The following is a 21,386-nucleotide window of genomic DNA, read 5'->3' as shown; positions in this document are numbered from 1 at the left end:
CGTTTTTTATAAACAGGATTTGATTACTTCTTGAAGAATCGGTTGTAAAGACCTTCAAAGCCCTGACCGTGACGAGCCTCGTCCTTAGCCATTTCATGAACGGTGTCATGGATTGCATCGTGACCGAGTTCCTTGGCACGCTTTGCGATACGCATCTTGTCGGCATTGGCACCTGCCTCGGCAGCCATACGCTTTTCAAGGTTGGTCTTGGTATCCCATACCATCTCACCGAGAAGTTCGGCAAACTTTGCAGCATGCTCGGCTTCCTCAAAAGCATAACGCTTGAAAGCCTCGGCTACTTCGGGATAACCCTCACGGTCGGCCTGACGCGACATTGCAAGATACATACCCACCTCGGTGCACTCGCCGTTGAAGTGAGCGGTAAGGTCCTTGATCATCTCGTCGTCCGAACCCTTGGCTGCACCGATTTCATGCTCGGTTACAAACTGGAGAAGAGCGGTTTCGTCGAGTTCCTTGAACTTGCTGCGGGGAGCGCCGCACTGGGGGCACTTTTCAGGAGCTTCATTACCTTCATGAACATAACCGCACACGGTACAAATAAATTTCTTTTTCATTTTCTTTTGGTTATTAAATAATTATACGAATAAAATATTAATCTCAATTCAGTTTTGAATAACAGTCGCTGCAAAGTCCGCGATAACACACATCAACGTGCTCTACATGGAAGCCGCAGCAGCAATCATTGCCCGGTGCCACACCGCCAAGCTCCATGTCCATTATAGCTCCGCATGAGCGGCAATAGGAGTGGGCATGGGGATGCTCGATGAAGTCAAAGTGAGCGTTACGCGAGTCGGGAGTCAGCATCGTCACTCCGCAATCGGCTGCCACAAGGCAGTTCAGAGTGTTGTAGACAGTGGTCAATGACAATGACGGCATGTCATGCACCAGAGCCTCATGTATCTTCTCGGCCGTTGGGTGAACCGGATTCTCCATGAGATAGCGCAATATGGCGATGCGCTGGGCCGAAGGTCTTACCCCCTTGGCCTTCAGATAATCGCTCAGTTGTGCCGTCGTCATCATTTTCATTGCAGTCAATACTGTTTTGTAATCATTACAAAGTTATAATTATTATTTGAAACATGCAAGTGTTTTACTTAATTTTTTTCATGTGACGGCACGATTTTTTTCTCGCGCACAAAAAAATACATGGCCGTCAGCGATAGACGGCCATGTCGACATATAATCTGTAGTGTTGGATATACTATTTCAATATACCGTGCTTCTTGAACACCTTCTGAATCTTTTCAAGGGCGGTAGTAACCTGATCCTTGGTGTGAGTGGCCATGAGGCTGAAGCGTATCAGCGTATCCTGGGGAGCCACTGCCGGCGAAACCACGGGGTTGACAAATATGCCCTCCTCGAGAAGGTCGCGGGTGATGGCAAATGTCTTGTAGTTGTCGCGGATGAAGAGCGGAATGATGGGGGTCGAGGTGTTGCCTATCTCGCAGCCCATATTGCGGAATCCTTCGAGCGCATAGTGTGTGAGCGCCCAGAGTTGCTCCTGAAGCTGAGGCTCCTGCTGCATGATTTCAAGTGCTGCCATAGCAGCGGCAGTCGATGCGGGAGTTATGCTGGCTGTGAATATATAGGAACGTGAATGGTGACGCAGGTAATTGGTAATCGACTTGTCGCAGGCGATGAATCCGCCAAGCGATGCAAACGACTTGCTGAATGTTCCCATGATGAGATCCACATCCTTGGAAACTCCGAAATGATCGCATGTTCCGCGACCTCCGCGACCGAACACTCCGATACCGTGAGCCTCGTCGACCATCACGCTTGCATCATACTTCTTGGCAAGACGCACTATTTCAGGAAGGTTGGCTACATCGCCCTCCATCGAGAAAACGCCGTCGGTGACTATAAGCTTTACCTTTGAAGGATCGCACTTCTTCAACTGGTTTTCAAGCGACTCCATGTCGTTGTGCTTGTACTTCAACGACTGAGAGAACGACAATCGACGGCCCTCGATGATGGAAGCGTGGTCCTGCTCATCCCAAAGGATGTAATCCTCACGGCCTGTCAATGTGGAAACGACTCCGAGATTAACTCCGAATCCGGTTGAATAAATCATTGCGTCTTCCTTTCCAACGTATTCAGCAAGCTTTGCCTCCAACTCCTTGTGGATGTCAAGCGTACCGTTCAAGAACGGCGAACCGGCACATCCCGTGCCGTACTTCTTAATTGCCTCAATGGCAGCCTCTTTAATCTTGGGATGATTCACGAGTCCACTGTAGCAATTGGAGCCAAACATCAGCACCTTGCGGCCATTTATTATAACCTCGGGATCCTGTTCGCTCGATATTTCTCTAAAATAAGGATAAATGCCCGCAGCCTTAGCCTTCTGCGGTTCCTGATACTTGTCCAGTTTAGCTTGTAATAGCTTCATAGTCTATGTGTAAGTAAGCGTTTTGTGACTGACTTCTGCCTAAATGGCACTTCTTACCAAAATGCAGGCTGCAAAGATAGCTATTTTTCGCTAATAAATGTCACATTTACACTTTTTTCTTCTATTATTCTTGTTTTATCGCATCATGAGGCACTGCATGAGCCGGCTCTTGGAGTCCGTCATGGTTCTTGCTCGGCTTCATCTTGAGCTTTACCATGTCAAATCCCTGACCGTAGACTCCGTTGACATTGGCCTGGGTGATGAATGCGTCCTTGTCGATCGACTTGACTATGCGGAATATGGTGACCGATTCAATCTTGCGACACATGACGATGAGCATCTTAACCTCATGCTTGGTGTACCAGCCCATTCCCGAGAGCACGGTGCAGCCTCGACGGGCCTCATTATTGATTGCAGTGGCTATTTCCTCCCAATAACGCGATATGATGGTGAACTGGACAGCCTGACGGTTGGTGTTTATCACCTGGTCGGTCATGAACGATGCAAGGAACGTAACTACAAGACCGTAGACCACCTTGTCGATCTGATAGAAAAGGAAGAAGCTCGACGATATGATCAAGAAATCGCAATATATCATCATGCGGCCTATCGACACGTTGCTGCGCTTCGACACCATCGCGGCCACGATGTCGGTGCCGCCCGTACTGCCGTTATGGGTAAATGCCAGACCGATGCCCACTCCGCAAAGGACACCGCCTATGATGATGTTCATAAACGTTTGCTGGGCTATGAGCGGCTCGGGGAAAAGCGGCTGCATTATACCTATAAGGAGGTTCAGCACCGTGGCGCCGAACACTGTGCGCACCACAAACTGACGCCCCACAATCCTGTAGGCGATTGCAAGCAACAACAGGTTGCAGGCATAGGAGGTGATGGCCACAGGGATATCGGTTAGGAAATATACGAGTGAACCCACTCCGACAAGACCGCCGATAACTACCTTTTCGGGGAGAACAAAAGCAGTGAAACCGAATGCATAGATGCACAAACCCAAGACTATAAACACATAGTCCTTGGACGACAACCAGATGTTGCGTGATAACTTTGGCATAGAGATACAGATTAACTGTTGATTAAAATTCCCAATTTTGAAGTGCAAAATTAACCCAACAATTTAAACTTTACAAACATTTCTCCACAATAATTCAGTATCGGCTCAGCCCTCCCGGCAACCGTCGGTCACGCACGACAAAAAAAGGAATCGCCGGATTCCCGATACACAGGAAACCCGGCGACGATATTCCGCTTATTATTTCAGTGGGCTGTAGATATATCAATAACCGAATATATCATCGGTTGTCAGCACAACCACCTTGCCCAGCTTTCCAAGAGCGTCAAGATCGATGTCGTCGATATTGGCAAGGATGCAGTAATTATAGGTGCGTCCTGCGATATCCGACTTCTGGTAATCGGTGAGATTCTCAAGCGTGAGTGAGGGAAGAGCCTCAAATATGCGGCGACGCACATCGGTTGTTTCGCCAAGGTCCTGAGCGTTTATGTAGGACCATGCCACCATGTCCTTGATTTCGCGTTCGGTGCGCAGGCGGGCGTCAAGACCCTCCTTGGCAAGCGAGAATGCGGGCGCACTCTGCGGCATATTGTTGATAATCTCATCAAATGCGTTTATAGCGTCGAAGAGCTTGTCGTTCTGCGTGCCTATAGAGGTTATATAAACGTAAGGCTGGTCGAGATAAGAGGGCGACGACATGTAAGCGCCTGCCGAGTAAGCAAGACTGCGGCTCTCGCGCATCTCCTGGAACACTATCGAGTTCATGCTGCCTCCGAAATACTCGTTGTAGAGGGTCACCACAGGCTCAATCGACGGATTATACTTCTCGCCGTTGTTGGAGTACTGCATCATCTTCAGCTGCTTGGAGTCGTAAGGAGCCACGTAGATTACCGGCTCGGTTGTTTCTCTCATCTTAAGACGGGGAACATTGGGAATATCCTTCAATGCGGCCGGAGTCTTGTGTTCGCGGTCTACGAGCGATGTAAGTTCGGTTTCGCTGTAGGGGCCGTAGTAGATTATGCGGTGCTTGTAGGAATTGAGGTCGCGTATAGCCTCGGTGAGCTTGGCAGGGTCGAGGTTGCGGAGTTCATCGTTGGTAAGATTGAGCTTCTTGGCGGCATCACCATAAATCATGTAGGACTGCAAAGCACGTTGGTTGGCGCTTTCGCTGCTCTTGTTGTTATCGCGTGACTTCAACAGGCGGTTCACGAGTCCGTTATATGCCTCCTTATCGACAACAGCCTCGTTCATCAGCTTCTCGACAAGAGCCACGGCCTGAGGCATGTTCTCGCTAAGTCCGTTGATGCGCACATAGAGGCGGTCGGTGCCGGGACTTATAAAGAACGTGCATCCGAGTCGGTAAAGCTCATTCTTTATCTGTTCGGCGGTCATGTCCTTGGTGCCGAGCAGGTCGAGATACTGAGCGGCAGTGCCTAACAGTCGGTTATGACGGTTACCCATGTCAAACACATAGGTGAGCTCAAACAATCCGTTGGTTTCATTCTTCTTGTAAAGCACCGGGATGTTGCTCTTCTTTGTATTGAAGATAGTGAGATCCTTGTTGTAGTCAAGGAACACGGGCTCGATGGGCTTCACATTGCTCGACTGGATTTCCTTGAGGAAGTCGCTCGACATCTCACGGTTCATCACGATGGGAGTGAGTGCGGGCTTCGACATCTTGAGCTCGGTGGTGTCCTTGCCCTGAAGCTTATAGACGATGGCATAGTTGTTGTCGCCGAGATACTTGTTGGCAAAGTCCACGATATCCTTCTTGGTAAGCTTTGACTGACGGTCGATCGATGCTACATCGTCGGCCCAGTCCGTACCGTTGACAAATGAGTCGAGGAACATGCTCACACGATTTTCATTGCTCTCGATGCTGCTCTGTACATTGCGCTTGTAGTTGTTGATCGTAGCTTCGATAAGGCTCTCGTCAAATTCGCCCTTGCGCAGCTTGTCGATTTCGGCGAGGAGCAGGTCGCGCACCTCGTCAAGTGTCTGTCCCTCCTTGGGAGCGCCGATGAGCATGAATGCGGTGCGGTCGGCCATGTTGTACATTCCCGCACCGGCGGCAAGTGCCTTGTGCTGCTGGTTTATGTCAATGTCGATCAAGCCGGCATCACCCTGATTGCTCAGGATGGAGCTGAGAATGTCGAGCACCTCAACCTCACGGCTTCCTGAACCGGGGAAAGGCCATCCGATAAACAGCATTTCCGATTCGTTGCCCATGACCTCGGCCTTTATGGGAGCCTTTATGGGAGCCTCCTCCTTGAACTTCAACACAGGCAGATTGGGATTGGGCTTCAGGTTGCCGAAGTACTTGGTGATGATGTCGATCATGTTGTCGGGATCAAAATCACCGCTCACGCATATTGCCATGTTGTTGGGCACATACCACTGCGAGTGATAGTTCTTGACATTGGTGATCGACGGATTTTTAAGATGCTCCTGTGTGCCGAGCACTGTCTGAGTTCCATAGGGATGGTTGGGAAACAGCAGCGCGAGCATCTTCTCGTAAGCCTTGCGCGAGTCACTGGTAAGGGAGCGGTTCTTCTCCTCATAGATTGTTTCAAGCTCTGTGTGGAATCCGCGCAGCACCGGATGCTCGAAGCGGTCGGCCTGGATGCGCGCCCAGTTCTCGATTTGATTCGAGGGAATGTCCTCGGTGTAACAGGTGACATCGTAGGAGGTGAATGCGTTGGTTCCCGATGCACCGATGGCAGCCATAAGCTTGTCATATTCATTGGGAATGGCGATCTTGGACGCCTCATAGCTCACGCTGTCGATGCGGTGATAGAGTGCGGCACGTTCGGCCTCGTCGGTAGTCTTGCGGTAAACCTCAAAGAGTCGCTCTATCTCATCGAGAAGAGGCTTCTCGGCCTTGTAATCCGATGTTCCGAAATTCTGAGTACCCTTAAACATCAGATGCTCGAAATAGTGGGCAAGTCCGGTGGTTTCGGCGGGGTCGTTCTTTCCACCCACGCGCACTGCTATATACGTCTGTATACGCGGCTGATCCTTGTTTACGGTCATGTAGACCTTAAGACCGTTGGGAAGTGTGTAGAGTTTGGCTTTCAGCGGGTCGTTGGGTACGGTTCTGTACTCATACTTCGCTGCATGGATTGAAAACGCCGTCATCGACAGCATTACAATCGCGAGAATGTAATTGATGATTGATTTCATAATAATGATTATGATTTGTGATAACTTTTTGCAAAAATAACTCTAATTGCTCAATTGTCAATCTTTCAGCTGAGGAAAATCAATTTATATGTCAAATTTCTACACATTATCCATGTTATCCGTATTGTTTGTCTATTTGTATATTTATTGTCTTGTGATATTGTATTATTCAATCTTATTAAGTAATTTTACACTATCAATTATTAAATTATACTTCCAATATTATGACTAAAACCATTTCCCGTCTATTTGCAGCGCTTCTGCTTATAGGAATATCAGTATCATCGCAGGCTCAGACCCTCATCGACTACGGTGTACCCGCCAAGTTGTTTCAGGTAGGTGTGAGAGCGGGCTTCAACACCTCCAACCTCACCACCAACTATGATGACGCATTTCAGGACATCAAGTGGAACCACAACCAATGGAAAGGCGGTTTCTCGGCCGGAATGGTTGTCGACATAAATCTGCGAAACTTTTTCACAATACAACCGGGAATATTCTTGGACACCCGCAAAAGCACCTATCACTATCTTGTCAATTCCGACAATGTGCTGAAAGCTATCGACGGCCAGCTTACCGGCAATTACATCAGAATACCCATCCTCGCATCACTGCGACTGGGTGTGGCCGAGCTCGCTCAGGTACAGATCGACTTCGGTCCCTACTTCGCGTGGGGATTCGGCGGAGCCAACAAATACACCGTCTACGGCACATCCGACACCGAGCCTACAGCTCCGCAGGTAATAGGTCGCGACTTCAAGAGCGACTGCTTCGGCGACAAAGGAATGGTGCAGACCTACGACTGGGGACTGAAGATGGGACTCGGTGTTCTCGTCATGCAGCACTACTACATCGGTGCGCACTACCACTTCAGCTGCCGCAACGTTTTGCGCGAGCTGCCCCAAACCGAGAAACACCCCGACGGTCACAACAAAGCATGGACATTCACCCTCGGCTACAACTTCTAAACAACTGTTTAGTTGCATGTTATTTGTTTATCCACGAAAAAGCCCTTCTCTCCGAAGGGCTTTTTCCTTTAATCCACAAGTCCCGAACCCTCGCCCGGTCTATAGTGAGATTACACTGTAATTATCGATTCGCCAAAGAATGTAGAGAGCATGGCAATGGTTGAGATGGTAAAGTTGTGTTCACCGCTGAGCCAACGCGTAACTTCGTTGGGGTAGTCGCAGTCAGCTCAATACGCGTGCAGCGAGGGCAGGAGGTTGACGCCGAAGTAGGTCATTATCACGGTCAGGAATGCCAGAATCAGGTAGATGTGGAAGTTGAGCGGAGTGCGTAATCTCGCAATAGATGTGTGAAGCGGCACCGCATAGACCATGAATGTAATCAATGCCCATGTTTCCTTCGGATCCCATCCCCAATATCGCCCCCATGACACATTGGCCCACACCGCACCGGCGAATATTCCGATGCCGAGCAACACCACTCCCGGATAGAGCAGCACCGTACTCATCGCCATAAGCCGCTCACGCTCACGCTTCATCGTGAGAGCCACAATGCCGTTGAGCATCGTGAACGAAAGCAGCGCATAGGCTATCATCACCAATGTCACGTGCAGGCTCAGCCAAGGCGACGACAGCACAGGCAACAGCGGCGTTATCGTCGGATTCGACTCGCCGAGCCACGCCACAAGTCCGGCAAAACCGGCAAGCAGCATGCCCGACGGCAATGCAAACTCATTTCGCCGGTAAATAACACAGGTCAGCACAAGAACTGCCAACGACAGGAACTGCATGGTTTCGTAACCGTCGGCAAGCGGAATCGAGCCCGACACATACCATCGCATGGCATAATTCAACGCCTGAAGCGACAACGAAACATAGAGTGCCGCGACAAGCAGCCTGCGACAACGCCACTTCATGGCAAATGCTAAAAAAGCAATCACGGCCATCGACAGCGTGAACATGAAGAAAATCCGTTCAAGCGGCAAGCGGTTATACGCAATCTCCACCGCAACCTTGGCTCGTGACAACGGGGCCACATCATCGCCACGCGGCACTATCAGCTCATCGGAGGTTAGCATCAGCACCAGTCCCACCTTTTCGTCCACTTCAAGTATGTCACGGTCAAGTCCGCGGTCGGTACCTTTATACATCGCCTCCAGCCTGTAGCGACCATCGTTGTCAAAGAGGTCGGTCATTCGCGCCATGCCGCCCTCGATGCCGAGCCTGCGACACAACTCGTCGCTCTCTATCGATATTATGGGCTGGTGTTGCCACTCTTCGGGATACAACATCCATGAAGCTACGACCTGCTCGGCCGACAGCCCCCTGTAGGATGCGCTGCCCGACAACTTCGTCACGAAGTCACGCGCAAGAGTGTTAAACGGGGCCACCCTGCCGTTGTAGATGACTTGCCGTGACGCAAGCGAATCGCCCTGCTCGCGGGTAATTCCCTTTATCGAGGAGGCATCGGCCGCATTGCCGCACAACAACAGCATCGCGACAACGCTCAATCCGCGCAACAATGTCATGAACCGCCCCTTATGCCACAACATCAGCATCAAGCCCCCCACGGCCAGCAACAGGTATCCGGCATAGCTTATGCCCGTGCCCCACGGATCGTGGTTCACAGCAAGCAGTGTGCCGCCCCGTCCATCGTAGGACGACTGGTAGAAACGATAACCGTCACGTTCAAGTATATTGTTCATCGATATGCGGCAAGGCTCGCCGTCGACACGGATGAAGCTGACATAATCCTTCGGAGCCACGCCGCCGGGATAATATTCCACATGGAAGCTGTCGAGCCGCAATGTCACAGGCAACTGCGACACTCCTCCCGATTCAAGATTAAACGACGATACCTCATCGCCCGGCGACATTGTCACGTAACCCTTCTCGCCTGAAACGTAGGTCACCAGTCCGCCCGCAAGCATCAACACAAACGACGAGTGCAACAGAAACGACGGCAACCGGTGCCACATGCCGGTCATCACCATGCCCGCGACGAGCGTAACGCCCCATAATGCAAGCAACGTGACAAACCACACCGACGAGTAGACCGACGGCGACATGAATGTGGTTACGGCCAACACAGCCGTCGTAACGATGTAGACCGTTATTGCGACACGCTTAAAAACGCGCATAACTCTCATTGTGACATGGCTTGACTGCCATACACTCCATCTCGACAAGCCAGCCGGGACGGCACACCGGAGCAAGGACTATCACATGCGGAATGTCGGGGAAACGTTCACGGAACATTGAATTGACCACGGCATAGTCCGACAGGTCGCGAAGATAGACGATGATGTGGCCCACATTGTCCCACGAGCACCCGGCCTCGTCAAGAAGAGCGTGAACATTGTCCCACATTCTCATTGTCTGACGCCTTATGTCGCCCGGATACATGATTTTGCCCTCATTGTTGATGCTGGCCGTACCCGAAATGAGCACATGGCGGCGGTCGCCGTAGTCGATGTAGGCGCCACGTTCAAACGACACACCGTATTCATAGGTGGGATTGAGGTAGTCGGGAGCGTAGAGATAGCCGTGCTGACCGTCACGCAACCCGTCGACGGCATAAGTGTCCATCGTCACCGCCACACGTGGGTCGGCATGTCGTCCGCATATTCCGGTGCTTGCTATGAAGTGTGTGTCGCGGGTGAGGCCGTTGGTCGCAAACACCTCATTGCGCCCCTTCACGACACCCGAATAGTTCACATCGACATTCTGGACAAAAAACCACGTGCGCATGCAGTTGCGGGCCAGTGTGCAGCCCTCGTCCTCAAGCCTCAGTGCGTAATCACACAGCAATGCGCGTGTGGCCACCTCCGACTGAAGGTCGGGCGCATAGGCGTTTCCCTGCCAGAAGTGACGGTAATCACCGTGCGTCACCTCAAAAAGTCCGTTATACAGGTTTCTCACCGTCACATCATCCTGGAAGTACACCCAAAGTGCAATCTTTGTCCCGTCGAGGGGCGACTGCTCGATTACCGAAACGGCACATTCGCTCTCGACAGGTATCTCAGCCGCCTGATTGGCGGCATCGCTCAGGAAGTAACGCTTGAACACCGGACGAACATCACGGCCGAGCGTAGCCGACAGCTCGGCGCAGGCCTGAAGCACGCCGTCAAGCTGCTCGCTGAAAGTTGTGCCCGGAATCAGGCATCGTAACATGGCGTGATACTCGGCAACGCCCTCCGCAGGCTTGAATGCGGCAAGCGTCACATCAATGCTTCCGCTGCCGAGTGTGACATGACTATACTCCATTGCGTTGTTATTGTCTATTGTAACGTGACTGTATTTTGTTATGTTATTCTGCTCCATTGTTAATCCAGTTTTTAATGAATTCGACCGATGTTACATCGAGCAAAGCCGAGTGATCGAAGCTCCATCCGCGAGTCATGTCGGTTGACACAACCCCGTAGAGGATGCTTTCATCGGCATTGCCTGGTAATACACGCACGGCATCCCCGACAACAGTCGAAGGGATGTCGACAAGCGACTCGCGGCTGCGGTCGCCGGTGAGGTAGAGCCCGGCCGCTGCATGGTTGCTGCCACCGTGACACTGTACACACGAGGCGTCAAACACCCCGGCCTGCAATGCGCTGTAGACACTGACATCCATGCGTCCTACCGGCAATCTCACCGTGTCATCGCCCGAGATTGTCGACACCGAGGCAAATGTCACCACCCGGCGGCGAAGACGATTGATGACACACAGTTCAAGCGATGTAACGCTCTCACCTATGCCCGACATAACCACCGTTACAGCGGCTCCGTCGACCGACTGAGGCACCGATTTTGTGATAACGGCGTAATCGCTGTCGTCAAACCCGGCCACGACAAGGCTGTAGCCTCCCGCGTTCCACCGGCCGGTTCCCGAAAGCTCTCCGGTAAGCTTAAGCACGAGTCCGTTTTCGGGCTTCAGCTCGGCGCTGCCGTAAACCGGTCCGTCATCACATGATGCCAAAAACATCAAAAATCCGACTACAGTTACAAAAATAGTAAAAATAGCTCGATTCATCATCAGAATGTATATTGAATCATCACTGTACCTGAGTGCATGGCCAGTCCCAGGTTGTCATTGTCACGGTCGAGCTGGCTGTCATGACCCACACGACCCATGTACTGATACATGGCCTGCAGCTTCAGATTGCACCCCTTGAAAAAGTAATTTATCCCCGCCGCAGGCATGTTCAGCAAGCCCCCGCGGTCGAGTCCGTTACGGTCCATGAGGTCGTAACGCAACGCACCCTGCAGCCTGTCGGTGATGAAGTAACCTCCTTGGATGTAACCTCCCGTGTAGCTGTAGGAGTCATGAATCTTCTGTCGCTTGGTGAATCCCACACGCATGTAGTAAAGTTCGGCACCGATATACATTCGCCCTTTAAGCCAGGCAAACTCGGCTCCTGCACGAAAATCGTTGGTGCTTTCGTTTTCACTCTCGACATTGAGCGACGCCGACACGCCTATGAGCATCCTGTCGAGATTGAGCTGACGCGGATTGCCCTGTGTCGCAGGCATCACGCCTTTGGGCTGAAATGTGAAGCGGCAGGCATAGAGCAGCGACGGTATGTGCCAGTCGTCGCTGAATGTCTTGGTGGCGCCGTTGACGGCCGCCCCCGTGCCGTTGAATATTCCGGCTTGATAGCCCCATCGGTCGCGTATCATGCCGTGAACCTCGACTCCGAGATCAAATCCCGTACCGATCTTAGGAGCTACCGCGTTCAGCGAATGTGGCATTATGACCGGTGTAGTGAGCGATGACGGCAGCGAAGGCATCAGCGTTTCGCCCAGAGTCGTGAGAATCGCATGTGAAAAGGGGGTCTTGAATTTACCCACACGCACCGCCACCTCATCGCGAAGCTTCACATCGGCCCATGCCTGTTGAAGCAGGTTGCCCCCGCTTGCCGCTGCATTTATCGACAGGTTGTAGGTGACTATCCCGAAAGCCTTGCCGGTAAATCCGAGTACGGCATAGGGTATTGCAAATCCGCTGTTGGCCACATTGTCCTGATTGTAGGCGGCATCAAGCCCCTCGTCGTCATAGTAGTTGTAATTGGCCGAGGTCTGCACAAGCAGATAGGGCTTGAACACAAAGTCGCCGCTGTTGCTGCTCCATGTAAAGCCGTCGCGACCAGCAAGTGACACGACCCCGTTTTCAGTATCGGCGTCATATTGCGCCGATGCCGTCGCGTGCAGCATCAGCATAATCGACATTATCGCAAAAATCTTTTTCATATACTTGCATTTTAATTGATTGTCAGTGACATCTAAAGCGATTCCAGAAACTTCACAAGCGCGTCGCGCCGCTCTTTAGTCATCGCCTTGAAAAGATTACGTGACGCTTCGCCTTCACCGCCGTGCCACATTATTGCCTCGACGAAGTTGCGCGCACGGCCGTCGTGCAGGAAGCAGGTGTGACCGTTCACCTTCTCCTGAAGCCCGATTCCCCACAACGGGGTTGTGCGCCACTCATTGCCACGGGCAAGGCCCGACACATAGTTGTCATTAAGTCCCACTCCCATTATCTCCGAACCCATGTCGTGAAGCAGGAAGTCGGAATAGGGATGTATCGTCTGGTTGCCGAGCCACGGCAGCTGTGTTCCGTTGAGCAGCACCGACCCGCGCGGCCTCGTGTGCAGCGTAGTCACGTGACACAAATGACACTTGGCCTCATAGAACATGCGCTCCCCCATCTTCACCTCGGGATCATTGACATTGCGCCTGGCCGGCACTCCGAGCGACTGCATGTAGAGGTCGACATTCTCCATATCCTCGGTCGACACGTCAAGTTTGTCATATAGTAGTCCCATCATCGACCCTTGGTTAATCTGAATCTGCCCTTCACATATCTCTTCGGGGTATCGGCTGTTGGTGACACCCATGTCGCTTGAAAATCCCAGCTCCACCGTGAGATCGGCGTGCTGGGCCTTATTGCCCGACACGCCCAACGACAACACCCCTCGCTCGGTCACGTAGTTGCATCGGCCGCTTATGCCGTATTCGGGATAGTTGCTGCGCGAGGCAAGCGCCTCTATCTCGACGGGATCGAGCGACATAATCTGTCCCATCCCCACGTGACGCAGTGGAATGCGCACCGTGCAAAACAGGTCGTCAGGGTCTATCTCGTCGGCATACCAGTCGGTAATCGTGTAGGAGGGACAGGCGAGTTCATAGGTTTCACCGTCGGGAAAACTTCCCGATTCGTAACGCCACTCAACCTTCAGCTTGCCCTCGGCACTGACTCCGTATATTGCCTGATCGTGAATCACGCGCCCGTAATCCTTGAAAAACGCTCCGTTTTTGCGCGTGACATAGACGAGCATCGCCGAGAATCCGTAAGGGCCCGAACCGCCGTCGCTCCACAGTGCCGGCTTGGTGCGTCCGGCATTGCCATGGCAGCTTCCGCACGAATATCCGGCATAGACAGGGCCAAGGCCGCCTCCGTAGTCGTTGCTGCTCGTGCGCATGTCGTCGTAGAGCCTGTCGCCTCGCGTGAAGCGGCTCGCCAATGCTCCGGTCACCCACTCGGCCTCGCTGTCGTAGGCTTTTGACGAGTTCATGAATATGGTAGAGGTGCCAGCCGAGAGAGCATAGCCTTCGGGAACCTCGATGTCGAGCACATCGAGCCCCTCGTCGTCACACGACATGACGGCCAGCGCAACGACGAGTGCCGATATACTCTTTATTATAAACAGTCGGTTCATATCAGGTGTCACTCCTTGATTCGGCGCGGTTGTCCGTCCTTGAAGAGCAGAAACTCAAGAGTGTGAAATCCGCGCAGGTTCTGAGCTGCCTCTATCACATCGTCACTGTCGCCGTCGCTCCAGTCAAGGTCGTCGAAGCTGCCGGTGTTCAGGTTCTGCACTATTGCATTCTGGTCGAGAGGCCAGCTGTCCATGTTGGGGTCAAGGCCGAGTTGGTCCACGGGGCCGAATAGGAAGGCCTCGCTCTTCTCCCACGGCTCACGCGCTTCAAGCCATGCATCGCAAGCCGATTCAAATGCGGCATCCGAAGGATTGCGGGCAAGTCGATTCACTGCGTCGCGCAATGCATTGTTACATGACACAAGGTTACGGTAGGTAGGCACAACCACCTCGTCGACATAACTCTCCACGATTGCGTCGAGCATCTCGTCATTGCCCGACATGGAGTTAAGCGCACGCTTCAGGTCGTTGCTAAGTAACGCTTCGAGTGAGGCACATGACTCCATCGCGACATTGGCCTCAGAGCTGTTTATGTGATTGCGGAAGGGCTGAGGTATGGCCTGTATGTCGTCGGCCGCCTTTTGTATCGCGGCCTTCAAGCGTGCATCGAGGTCGGGATCGGCCTCGGCTATGAGCGCCGACATCGAGTGCGTGTTCACCGTTCCGTCAAGCGAGCCGTAGTAGGAGTTGCGTATTGAGCGGATATTGTTGGTGTAGTCGTCACGCGAGTGCCAGCTGTACCACGACTCCACGGCATATAACGCCTCCTCGGTGCGTCCGGCCATGTAGAGATTGTAAGGGTCGCCGATTTTAGCGGTACCCACCTCATTGGCTATGTCGGCACAACCGTCGACAATCTGCTCCAGGCAATTCAACGCGCTCTGATAGGCTCCTTTGGAGTGATTCTTGAATGTCGTCGCAAAAGGTTCGCCCCCATTATAGCTCACCGTCCATGCGTCGCAAAGGCTTTGAGCGTCATCGCTAAGCAGGAGGGCTACATTGATCATGTAGTTGTGCCAGCTCTTTGAGTTGGCCGAAGTGTAGTCTATATCCTTGGCATTGACTGTGTCATCGCCGGGATTGTCGGGCTGATTGTCGCTTCCGCATGATGCAAGGCCCAGTGTCAGGGCTACGGCAAAGGCCGTTGTGATTGATGTTCTCTTCATCTTGGGTTATTGATTTTTGTTATTGATTATTGTCGTTACTATCGGCTTATGAACCACCCAATGTAGGCGATTCCGATTGAAAATTCATTCTCGCTGTTATACTCTCCGCGACCAAACACACGCGAAGTCCCTATCTGGCGTGTCGTATAGTCGGCCTTCACGACGAGGCCCGGCAATGCAAACCAGTTTAATCCGGCACTCCACTTGCTCACTTCAAGACGCTTGTCGGGGGTGCGGGGCTGCTCCACCCTCTGCTGGGGATTGTAATACTCATACTGCACGAAAGGATAGATGACAGGACACTGCCTGATGCCCGAAACAATGGCTAAATTGACTCCGACTTCGGCACTGTAGGCAAGTACATTCTTGGCTACAGGCGTGAGTCGGCTATAAGGCGATGCGTTGGATAGCTTACCGTTGACATCGTTGACGGCCGCACTGTTTCCTAGATGGCCGTAAAGCACGTTGGCCCGTGCCGTGACATAGAGGTTGCGGTACTGTGCATCCCACGACACCAGCGTGAGCGGAATACGCCCGTAGCTCTTATAGGTCTGCGACTTGTCGGAGTTGGCTCCAGTGTTTCGGCAGTAATAGGCCGACACTCCGGTGCGCAATCCGGGCACACCTCGGTAATCAATGCGCACGACATAGCCCGGCGATGTAAAATTGTCGTTTTCAAAGAACCCCTGCTTACCGCCGGCGATCCACTCATTGCGGTCAAAGCCGTTGGCATTAAGTCCGGCCACAGCCATAACCTCATAGTCCAGCAGGCCGTAGCCACGCCCCAACGAGCCAAACAGCGACAACCCTGTTTCATGCCATGTCGAGGGCAGGAGTGTGGTTTCACCCTCGGGGCGCACGGTGCCGAAGAAGTTGATAGGCTCATGGTGGGCATTGGTGAGCCCCACAGGCACTATCTGATGCCCTACACGCACATTCAGCCCGCGGGATATGACGCGCGTTATGTGAAACTGCTCAAGAGCCACCTCGCCGCCCTTCTCTATCTCGGTTTCATACTCGCCGTTTTCGGTGTTCTCAATTTCATAAGCCGAGCCGGTGCCGCCCGATTCAAACTCGATTTCAGCACCGAGCACCCACTTGGAATTGAATTTATAGTCAAGCGCAAGGACAAATCGCGGAATCGATATCGTATTGCGGTTTTCGCGTGTCGCGCCATCCTTCTGAAAGCGGTTTATACCATAATCCTTGAACGATGCCACAATCTCACCGTAACCGCCGAAGCGGAACTTGTCGTAACTGTCGACTGCGGTTGAATCCTGCGCATAACCCGATGCGCAACCTGCTGCAACAATCAGGGCCAAGAGTGAATTTCGCACTATGTAAATACTCATTTTTGGTTAATTTTTGTTTATGCAAAATTAGTTTCACCCTCTAATCCGCTAAATACCCAAAAATGATGAAATTCACCCATTATTTAGAATCATTCTAACTAAATATGATTAACCGCCTAGATTTCACGCATCTGATTTCACCGCGATTCATCAATAATACCCTTCATCACCACTATTTTATCACCGGTGAAAGAACTTCGCGACACAACCCTGCCTCGCAACTTTTACACAAGTGCCCGTTAAACCTTTTTTACTAATCGAAGTCATAATTTAATTAACCTAATTTTAAATTACCCTAATTTTAAGCCGATGAAATTATCAACCCTCTCCCTGCCGCTGATTGCGATTATGCTCGCGTCATGCCAACCCAAGGAAATACCGACAGTCTACGACCGCGAGAACACAGCCGACAACTATCCCGTAATCGAGATGCCGGGACTGCAGCAGCTTCCCGAAATAGCCACCCTGCCCGACCCGTTTGCATGGGCCGACGGAAGCGGACGCTCAACCCGATTCGATGACTGGGCGCGCCACCGCTCCGAAATAATTCAGCAGCTCTACCACTACGAAATAGGCGAAAAGCCGGTAGTGAGCCGCGACAGCATCGAGGCTTTCATGGACAATGACACCCTGCGCGTGACAGTGCACAACGGAGGCGAAACCCTCAACCTCTCGGCCACTATAAAATATCCCGAAGGCGACGGGCCGTTCCCCGCCATGATAGGCGTAGGATTCCCCTACGGATCGCTGCCTCCGCAGATATTCGAGAGCCGCAACATTGCCGGCATAGCATTCAACTTCACGCAGGTGATGTCGCACACCCAGAAACGCGGCACCGAGCCCATCAACCGCATATACCCCGACATGATACAAATAGGAGCCTACAGCGCATGGCCCTGGGGTGTGAGCCGAATTATCGACGGACTTGAAATCGTGGGCGAGCAATCGCGCATCGACTTGAAGCACCTCGGCATAACCGGATGCTCGTTTGCCGGAAAGATGGCGCTATTCTCAGGAGCGCTTGACGAACGCATAGCCCTCACAATAGCACAGGAGCCCGGAGGCGGCGGAGTCGACGCCTGGAGAGTGTCGGAAACTCTCGGCAACGTGGAAACACTCGGACGCACCAACTACTCATGGTTCCTTGAAAGCATGGCACAGTTTGCCGAAGAGAATGTGTCGCGACTTCCCATCGACCACCACCAGGTGGCTGCGCTCATAGCACCCCGAGCCCTGCTCGTGCTTGGCAACACCGATTTCGAGTGGCTCGCCGACGAGTCAAACTATGTGTCAAGCCGTGCCGCCCGCGAAGTGTGGCGCACATTCGGCATCGAGGAGCGCATGGGATTCTCGATCGAGGGCAACCACGGTCACTGCCAGCTTCCCGAGAGCCAATATCCCGAGGTTGAGGCATTTGTCGACCGATTCCTGCTCGACAAGCCCGAAATCGACACCAACATCACCCGCGCCGACATGTTCAGCGAGGTCGACTACATGAAATGGATGCCCTGGGCCGAGAAATAACAGCCTCACAACCACCGCAAAACTCCAAGTCAGCAAAATTTTACAATCCCCGAATCGCAAGATTTCGGGGATTTTTGTGTAAGTTTGTACTGACTATGATATTAAGACATCTTTCAATCACCAATTTCAAGAATTTCGAAGAAGCACGGCTGGAGTTTTCACCCAAAGTCAACTGCTTCCTCGGCAACAACGGCATGGGCAAGAGCAACCTGCTCGACGCCGTATACTACCTCAGCTTCTGCAAGAGCTTCACCGGAATGACCGACTCCATGGTCATGCGGCGAGGCGAGGATTTTGCCATACTCAAAGGCAACTATCTGCGCCGGGGAGCCGAAGAGGAGCTTGTTCTGGGTATGTCGCGAGGCAAGCGCAAGTCGCTGAAACGCGGAGGCAAAGAGTATGACCGGCTCTCAAGTCACATAGGAGCTTTTCCGCTCGTGATAGCGGCTCCTATCGACATCGACCTCATAAGAGGTGCCGGCGACGAACGCCGTCGACTCATGGACATGGTGATTTCACAGAGCGACCCTGTATATCTCGACAACCTGCTCCGCTACAACCGCGCACTCGAGCAGCGCAACCGCCTGTTGCGCGACCACTCGGTCGACCACAATCTTTACATGGCCGTCGAGCTGCAGATGGACATGGCCGCAACCTACCTGCACAACGCACGTTCACGATGGGTCGAAACCCTGACCGAGATATTCAACACCTTCTACCACGCCATTGCCGGCGAGGGCGAGAACGTGACGCTCCGATACATAAGCACGCTCTCATCGCCGGGGGCCTCAATGACATCGCTCCTCGACAGCGCACGCCGTCATGACGAAATCGTGGGACACACCTCGGTGGGGCCTCACCGCGACGACATCGAGATGCTCATCGACGACATGCCCATGCGACGCGCCGGCTCGCAAGGACAATGCAAAACCTACTCGCTTGCACTGCGCCTCGCGCAATATGAATTTCTGAGAAGCTCGTGCGGAATGATGCCGCTGCTGCTGCTCGACGACATTTTCGACAAGCTCGATGCAACAAGGGTGGAGCGAATAATGGAACTTGTGACGCAAAGCGACTTCGGACAGATATTCATAACCGACACCAACCGCACCCATCTCGACGACATAATGTCACGCACCACGGGCGACTACAAGTTGTGGCTCGTAAGTCACGGAACCGTTGAACCGCTGAACAACCATGAAACGCACTGACCCCAAGCTACTCAACGACATCATAAACGAGGCGTTGCGCAACGACGGGCTTGAAACCCGATTCCGCGAACAACGCGCCGCCTATCTGTGGCAGGAGGTCGTGGGTCCCGGCATCAACCGATACACCACACGCCGCTATGTCGACCGTGGCGTGATGCACGTTTACATCAGCTCGGCCTCGCTGAAAAACGAGCTGTCGTATCACCGCAGCCGGCTTGTGCAGCTGCTCAACGAGGCTGTTGGAGCCGATGTAATAACCTCCATCGAACTACATTGACACAGCCATTGACTTAAAATAACTTAAATCTAATGTAGATACGTAAACGGATTGCACACACCGAAAGTTATTACTAAGAGTGCCTCCCAACTAATCGAAGACACTCGGTATAACATCTGAGTCTTTCCGAATATGCGTATCAAATCGATTTCATTTTACCTGATTACAGGCCTGTTGCTTGCACCGTCGGCGATGAATGCCGATGACTTCAAGCCGCTCAGGGTACTTAATGATTCACTTCCCAAGCAGTGGACTTATAACGAGAACTTCAGTCAGGAGTTACCGTCCGACGACCGATGGTGGAGCTACTTTGAGGATCCCGTGCTCGACTCGCTCATCACGGCAGGCGAAAACAATAACTACAACATACTCATGGCTGCCAGGCGCATCGAGGTGGCACGTCAGGCGCTCAACTCGATACGTGCCGGCTACTTCCCGACATTCAATCTGAGCGGAGGCTGGACCAAGTCACGCAACTCGGGTGCGCTCGGAAGCGTGATGACACGCGCAAGCACGGTCGACTACTTCTCGCTCGGCATCGACATGAGCTGGGAGATAGACATATTCGGACGAATAGCCACGAAAGCCAAGGGGGCCAAAGCATCCTACAACGCCACCCGAGCCGAACATGCCGCCGTGATGACCTCACTGTGCAGCAACATAGCCAAGACCTACATAACGCTGCGAATGTGGCAGGCCGAACTGCTCGTGGCTCAGGAGCACATAGCCTCGCAGGAAAAGATATTGAAGATGACCGAGGCGCGGCATGAAGCGGGACTCTGCTCCATGCTCGATGTGACACAGGCCCGCATTGTGTTCTACTCGACCCAGGCTACGCTTCCGCAGCTCAAGTCGTCGATTCACACCGCCATCAACGCTCTCGCACTGCTGCTCGGCGAATACCCCGAAGCCTTGTATGAACGGCTGTCGGCAACCGCCCCCATGCCCTCCTACCACCACATCGTCACCGCCGGAATACCCATGGAGCTGCTGCGTCGACGCCCCGACATAGTCGAGGCCGAGTATCAGCTCGCCGCATCGGCGGCCCAGCTCGGAATCGCCAAGAAGGAGTTTCTGCCCACACTCACGCTCAACGGCTCGATAGGCACTTCGGCCCACCGGATAGGCGACATGTTCAAGGACGACAGCTTCACCTACGCTATAGCCCCCACACTGTCGTGGACGATATTCGACGGACTCGCGCGCAACTACAACATGGCCTCGGCACGTGCCTCGATGGAAATCGAGATGGACAACTACAATCTCACCGTGATGACCGCCGTCGAGGAGGTCGACAACGCCATGTCGACCTATCTTGCCACTCTCGACAACATCGAGATGCTGAAAAAGGTGATCGAGCAGAGCCGCAAGTCGCTCGAGCTGTCGGTCGACCTCTACAAGAGCGACCTCTCGGCCTTCAGCAACGTGGTCGACGCACAGATGAGCCTGCTCGAAAACCAGAACTCGCTCGTGGCGGCACAAGGCAAGGCACTCACATCGCTCGTGGCCCTCTATCAGGCGCTTGGCGGAGGATGGGACATAACACAACTTTGAATTA

The 21,386-nt window shown here is 52.8% G+C and carries 17 protein-coding genes; 5 read left to right on the top strand and 12 right to left on the bottom strand.

The window, feature by feature from the left end; translation table 11 throughout:
• Positions 1-23: 23 nt before the first annotated feature.
• From E5354_RS03150 to E5354_RS03130, 5 genes are all read right to left on the bottom strand, one after another.
• On the bottom strand, positions 24-575 hold the full coding sequence (locus E5354_RS03150) for an NADH peroxidase (protein WP_123395075.1): 552 nt from the start codon (positions 573-575) through the stop codon (positions 24-26).
• A 43-nt stretch (positions 576-618) separates the two neighbouring features.
• The gene (locus E5354_RS03145) at positions 619-1,047 is read right to left on the bottom strand and encodes a Fur family transcriptional regulator (RefSeq protein WP_123395074.1); all 429 of its coding nucleotides are present in this window, start codon (positions 1,045-1,047) and stop codon (positions 619-621) included.
• Between the two features lie 175 nt (positions 1,048-1,222).
• Positions 1,223-2,410 carry a serine palmitoyltransferase gene (gene spt, locus E5354_RS03140; protein WP_123395073.1) on the bottom strand — a complete coding sequence of 396 codons (1,188 nt, stop codon included), beginning with the start codon at positions 2,408-2,410 and terminating at the stop codon, positions 1,223-1,225.
• A 124-nt stretch (positions 2,411-2,534) separates the two neighbouring features.
• Positions 2,535-3,482: a YitT family protein gene (locus tag E5354_RS03135; protein ID WP_123395072.1), complete on the bottom strand. Its 948-nt coding sequence runs from the start codon at positions 3,480-3,482 to the stop codon at positions 2,535-2,537.
• 222 nt (positions 3,483-3,704) lie between these two features.
• The gene (locus E5354_RS03130; protein ID WP_123395071.1) at positions 3,705-6,623 is read right to left on the bottom strand and encodes a M16 family metallopeptidase; all 2,919 of its coding nucleotides are present in this window, start codon (positions 6,621-6,623) and stop codon (positions 3,705-3,707) included.
• Between the two features lie 224 nt (positions 6,624-6,847).
• On the opposite strand from E5354_RS03130, the gene E5354_RS03125 reads away from it, so the two are divergent.
• On the top strand, positions 6,848-7,591 hold the full coding sequence (locus E5354_RS03125) for a porin family protein (RefSeq protein WP_123395069.1): 744 nt from the start codon (positions 6,848-6,850) through the stop codon (positions 7,589-7,591).
• Between the two features lie 227 nt (positions 7,592-7,818).
• On the opposite strand, the gene ccsA is transcribed toward E5354_RS03125, so the two are convergent.
• The 7 genes from ccsA to E5354_RS03090 form a co-directional block, all read right to left on the bottom strand.
• Positions 7,819-9,729, bottom strand: a complete 1,911-nt coding sequence (gene ccsA, locus E5354_RS03120) for a cytochrome c biogenesis protein CcsA (protein ID WP_135946390.1) — start codon at positions 9,727-9,729, stop codon at positions 7,819-7,821.
• On the bottom strand, positions 9,716-10,855 hold the full coding sequence (locus tag E5354_RS03115) for a Rid family hydrolase (RefSeq protein WP_135946597.1): 1,140 nt from the start codon (positions 10,853-10,855) through the stop codon (positions 9,716-9,718). The genes ccsA and E5354_RS03115 overlap by 14 nt, the downstream gene beginning before the upstream one ends.
• Positions 10,856-10,898: 43 nt before the next feature.
• On the bottom strand, positions 10,899-11,558 hold the full coding sequence (locus E5354_RS03110; RefSeq protein ID WP_135946389.1) for a hypothetical protein: 660 nt from the start codon (positions 11,556-11,558) through the stop codon (positions 10,899-10,901).
• Between the two features lie 56 nt (positions 11,559-11,614).
• The gene (locus E5354_RS03105; RefSeq protein WP_135946388.1) at positions 11,615-12,829 is read right to left on the bottom strand and encodes a porin; all 1,215 of its coding nucleotides are present in this window, start codon (positions 12,827-12,829) and stop codon (positions 11,615-11,617) included.
• Between the two features lie 32 nt (positions 12,830-12,861).
• Positions 12,862-14,241 carry a di-heme oxidoredictase family protein gene (locus tag E5354_RS03100; protein ID WP_301702517.1) on the bottom strand — a complete coding sequence of 460 codons (1,380 nt, stop codon included), beginning with the start codon at positions 14,239-14,241 and terminating at the stop codon, positions 12,862-12,864.
• Positions 14,242-14,306: 65 nt separating this feature from the next.
• Positions 14,307-15,464, bottom strand: coding sequence for an imelysin family protein (locus tag E5354_RS03095; RefSeq protein WP_135946386.1), 1,158 nt, complete (start codon positions 15,462-15,464; stop codon positions 14,307-14,309).
• Between the two features lie 38 nt (positions 15,465-15,502).
• A complete protein-coding gene (locus tag E5354_RS03090) occupies positions 15,503-16,816 on the bottom strand; it encodes a hypothetical protein (RefSeq protein ID WP_135946385.1) in 1,314 nt (437 codons plus the stop codon).
• A gap of 309 nt (positions 16,817-17,125) precedes the next feature.
• Here E5354_RS03090 and E5354_RS03085 point away from each other — a divergent pair, with 309 nt between their 5' ends.
• The 4 genes from E5354_RS03085 (at position 17,126) to E5354_RS03070 (ending at position 21,382) form a co-directional block, all read left to right on the top strand.
• Positions 17,126-18,340, top strand: coding sequence for an alpha/beta hydrolase family protein (locus E5354_RS03085; RefSeq protein ID WP_246863728.1), 1,215 nt, complete (start codon positions 17,126-17,128; stop codon positions 18,338-18,340).
• Between the two features lie 95 nt (positions 18,341-18,435).
• Entirely contained in the window at positions 18,436-19,551 is a 1,116-nt protein-coding gene (gene recF / locus E5354_RS03080; RefSeq protein ID WP_135946384.1) for a DNA replication/repair protein RecF, read from the top strand.
• Positions 19,538-19,828 carry a DUF721 domain-containing protein gene (locus E5354_RS03075; protein ID WP_135946383.1) on the top strand — a complete coding sequence of 97 codons (291 nt, stop codon included), beginning with the start codon at positions 19,538-19,540 and terminating at the stop codon, positions 19,826-19,828. The genes recF and E5354_RS03075 overlap by 14 nt, the downstream gene beginning before the upstream one ends.
• A gap of 132 nt (positions 19,829-19,960) precedes the next feature.
• Entirely contained in the window at positions 19,961-21,382 is a 1,422-nt protein-coding gene (locus tag E5354_RS03070) for an efflux transporter outer membrane subunit (RefSeq protein ID WP_135946382.1), read from the top strand.
• Positions 21,383-21,386 lie beyond the last annotated feature (4 nt).

The organism is Muribaculum sp. NM65_B17 (assembly GCF_004793735.1).
Classification (GTDB): Bacteria; Bacteroidota; Bacteroidia; order Bacteroidales; family Muribaculaceae; genus Muribaculum; species Muribaculum gordoncarteri.
The sequence above is the reverse complement of the archived record's forward strand: the minus strand, read 5'-3'. Positions and strand labels throughout refer to the sequence as shown.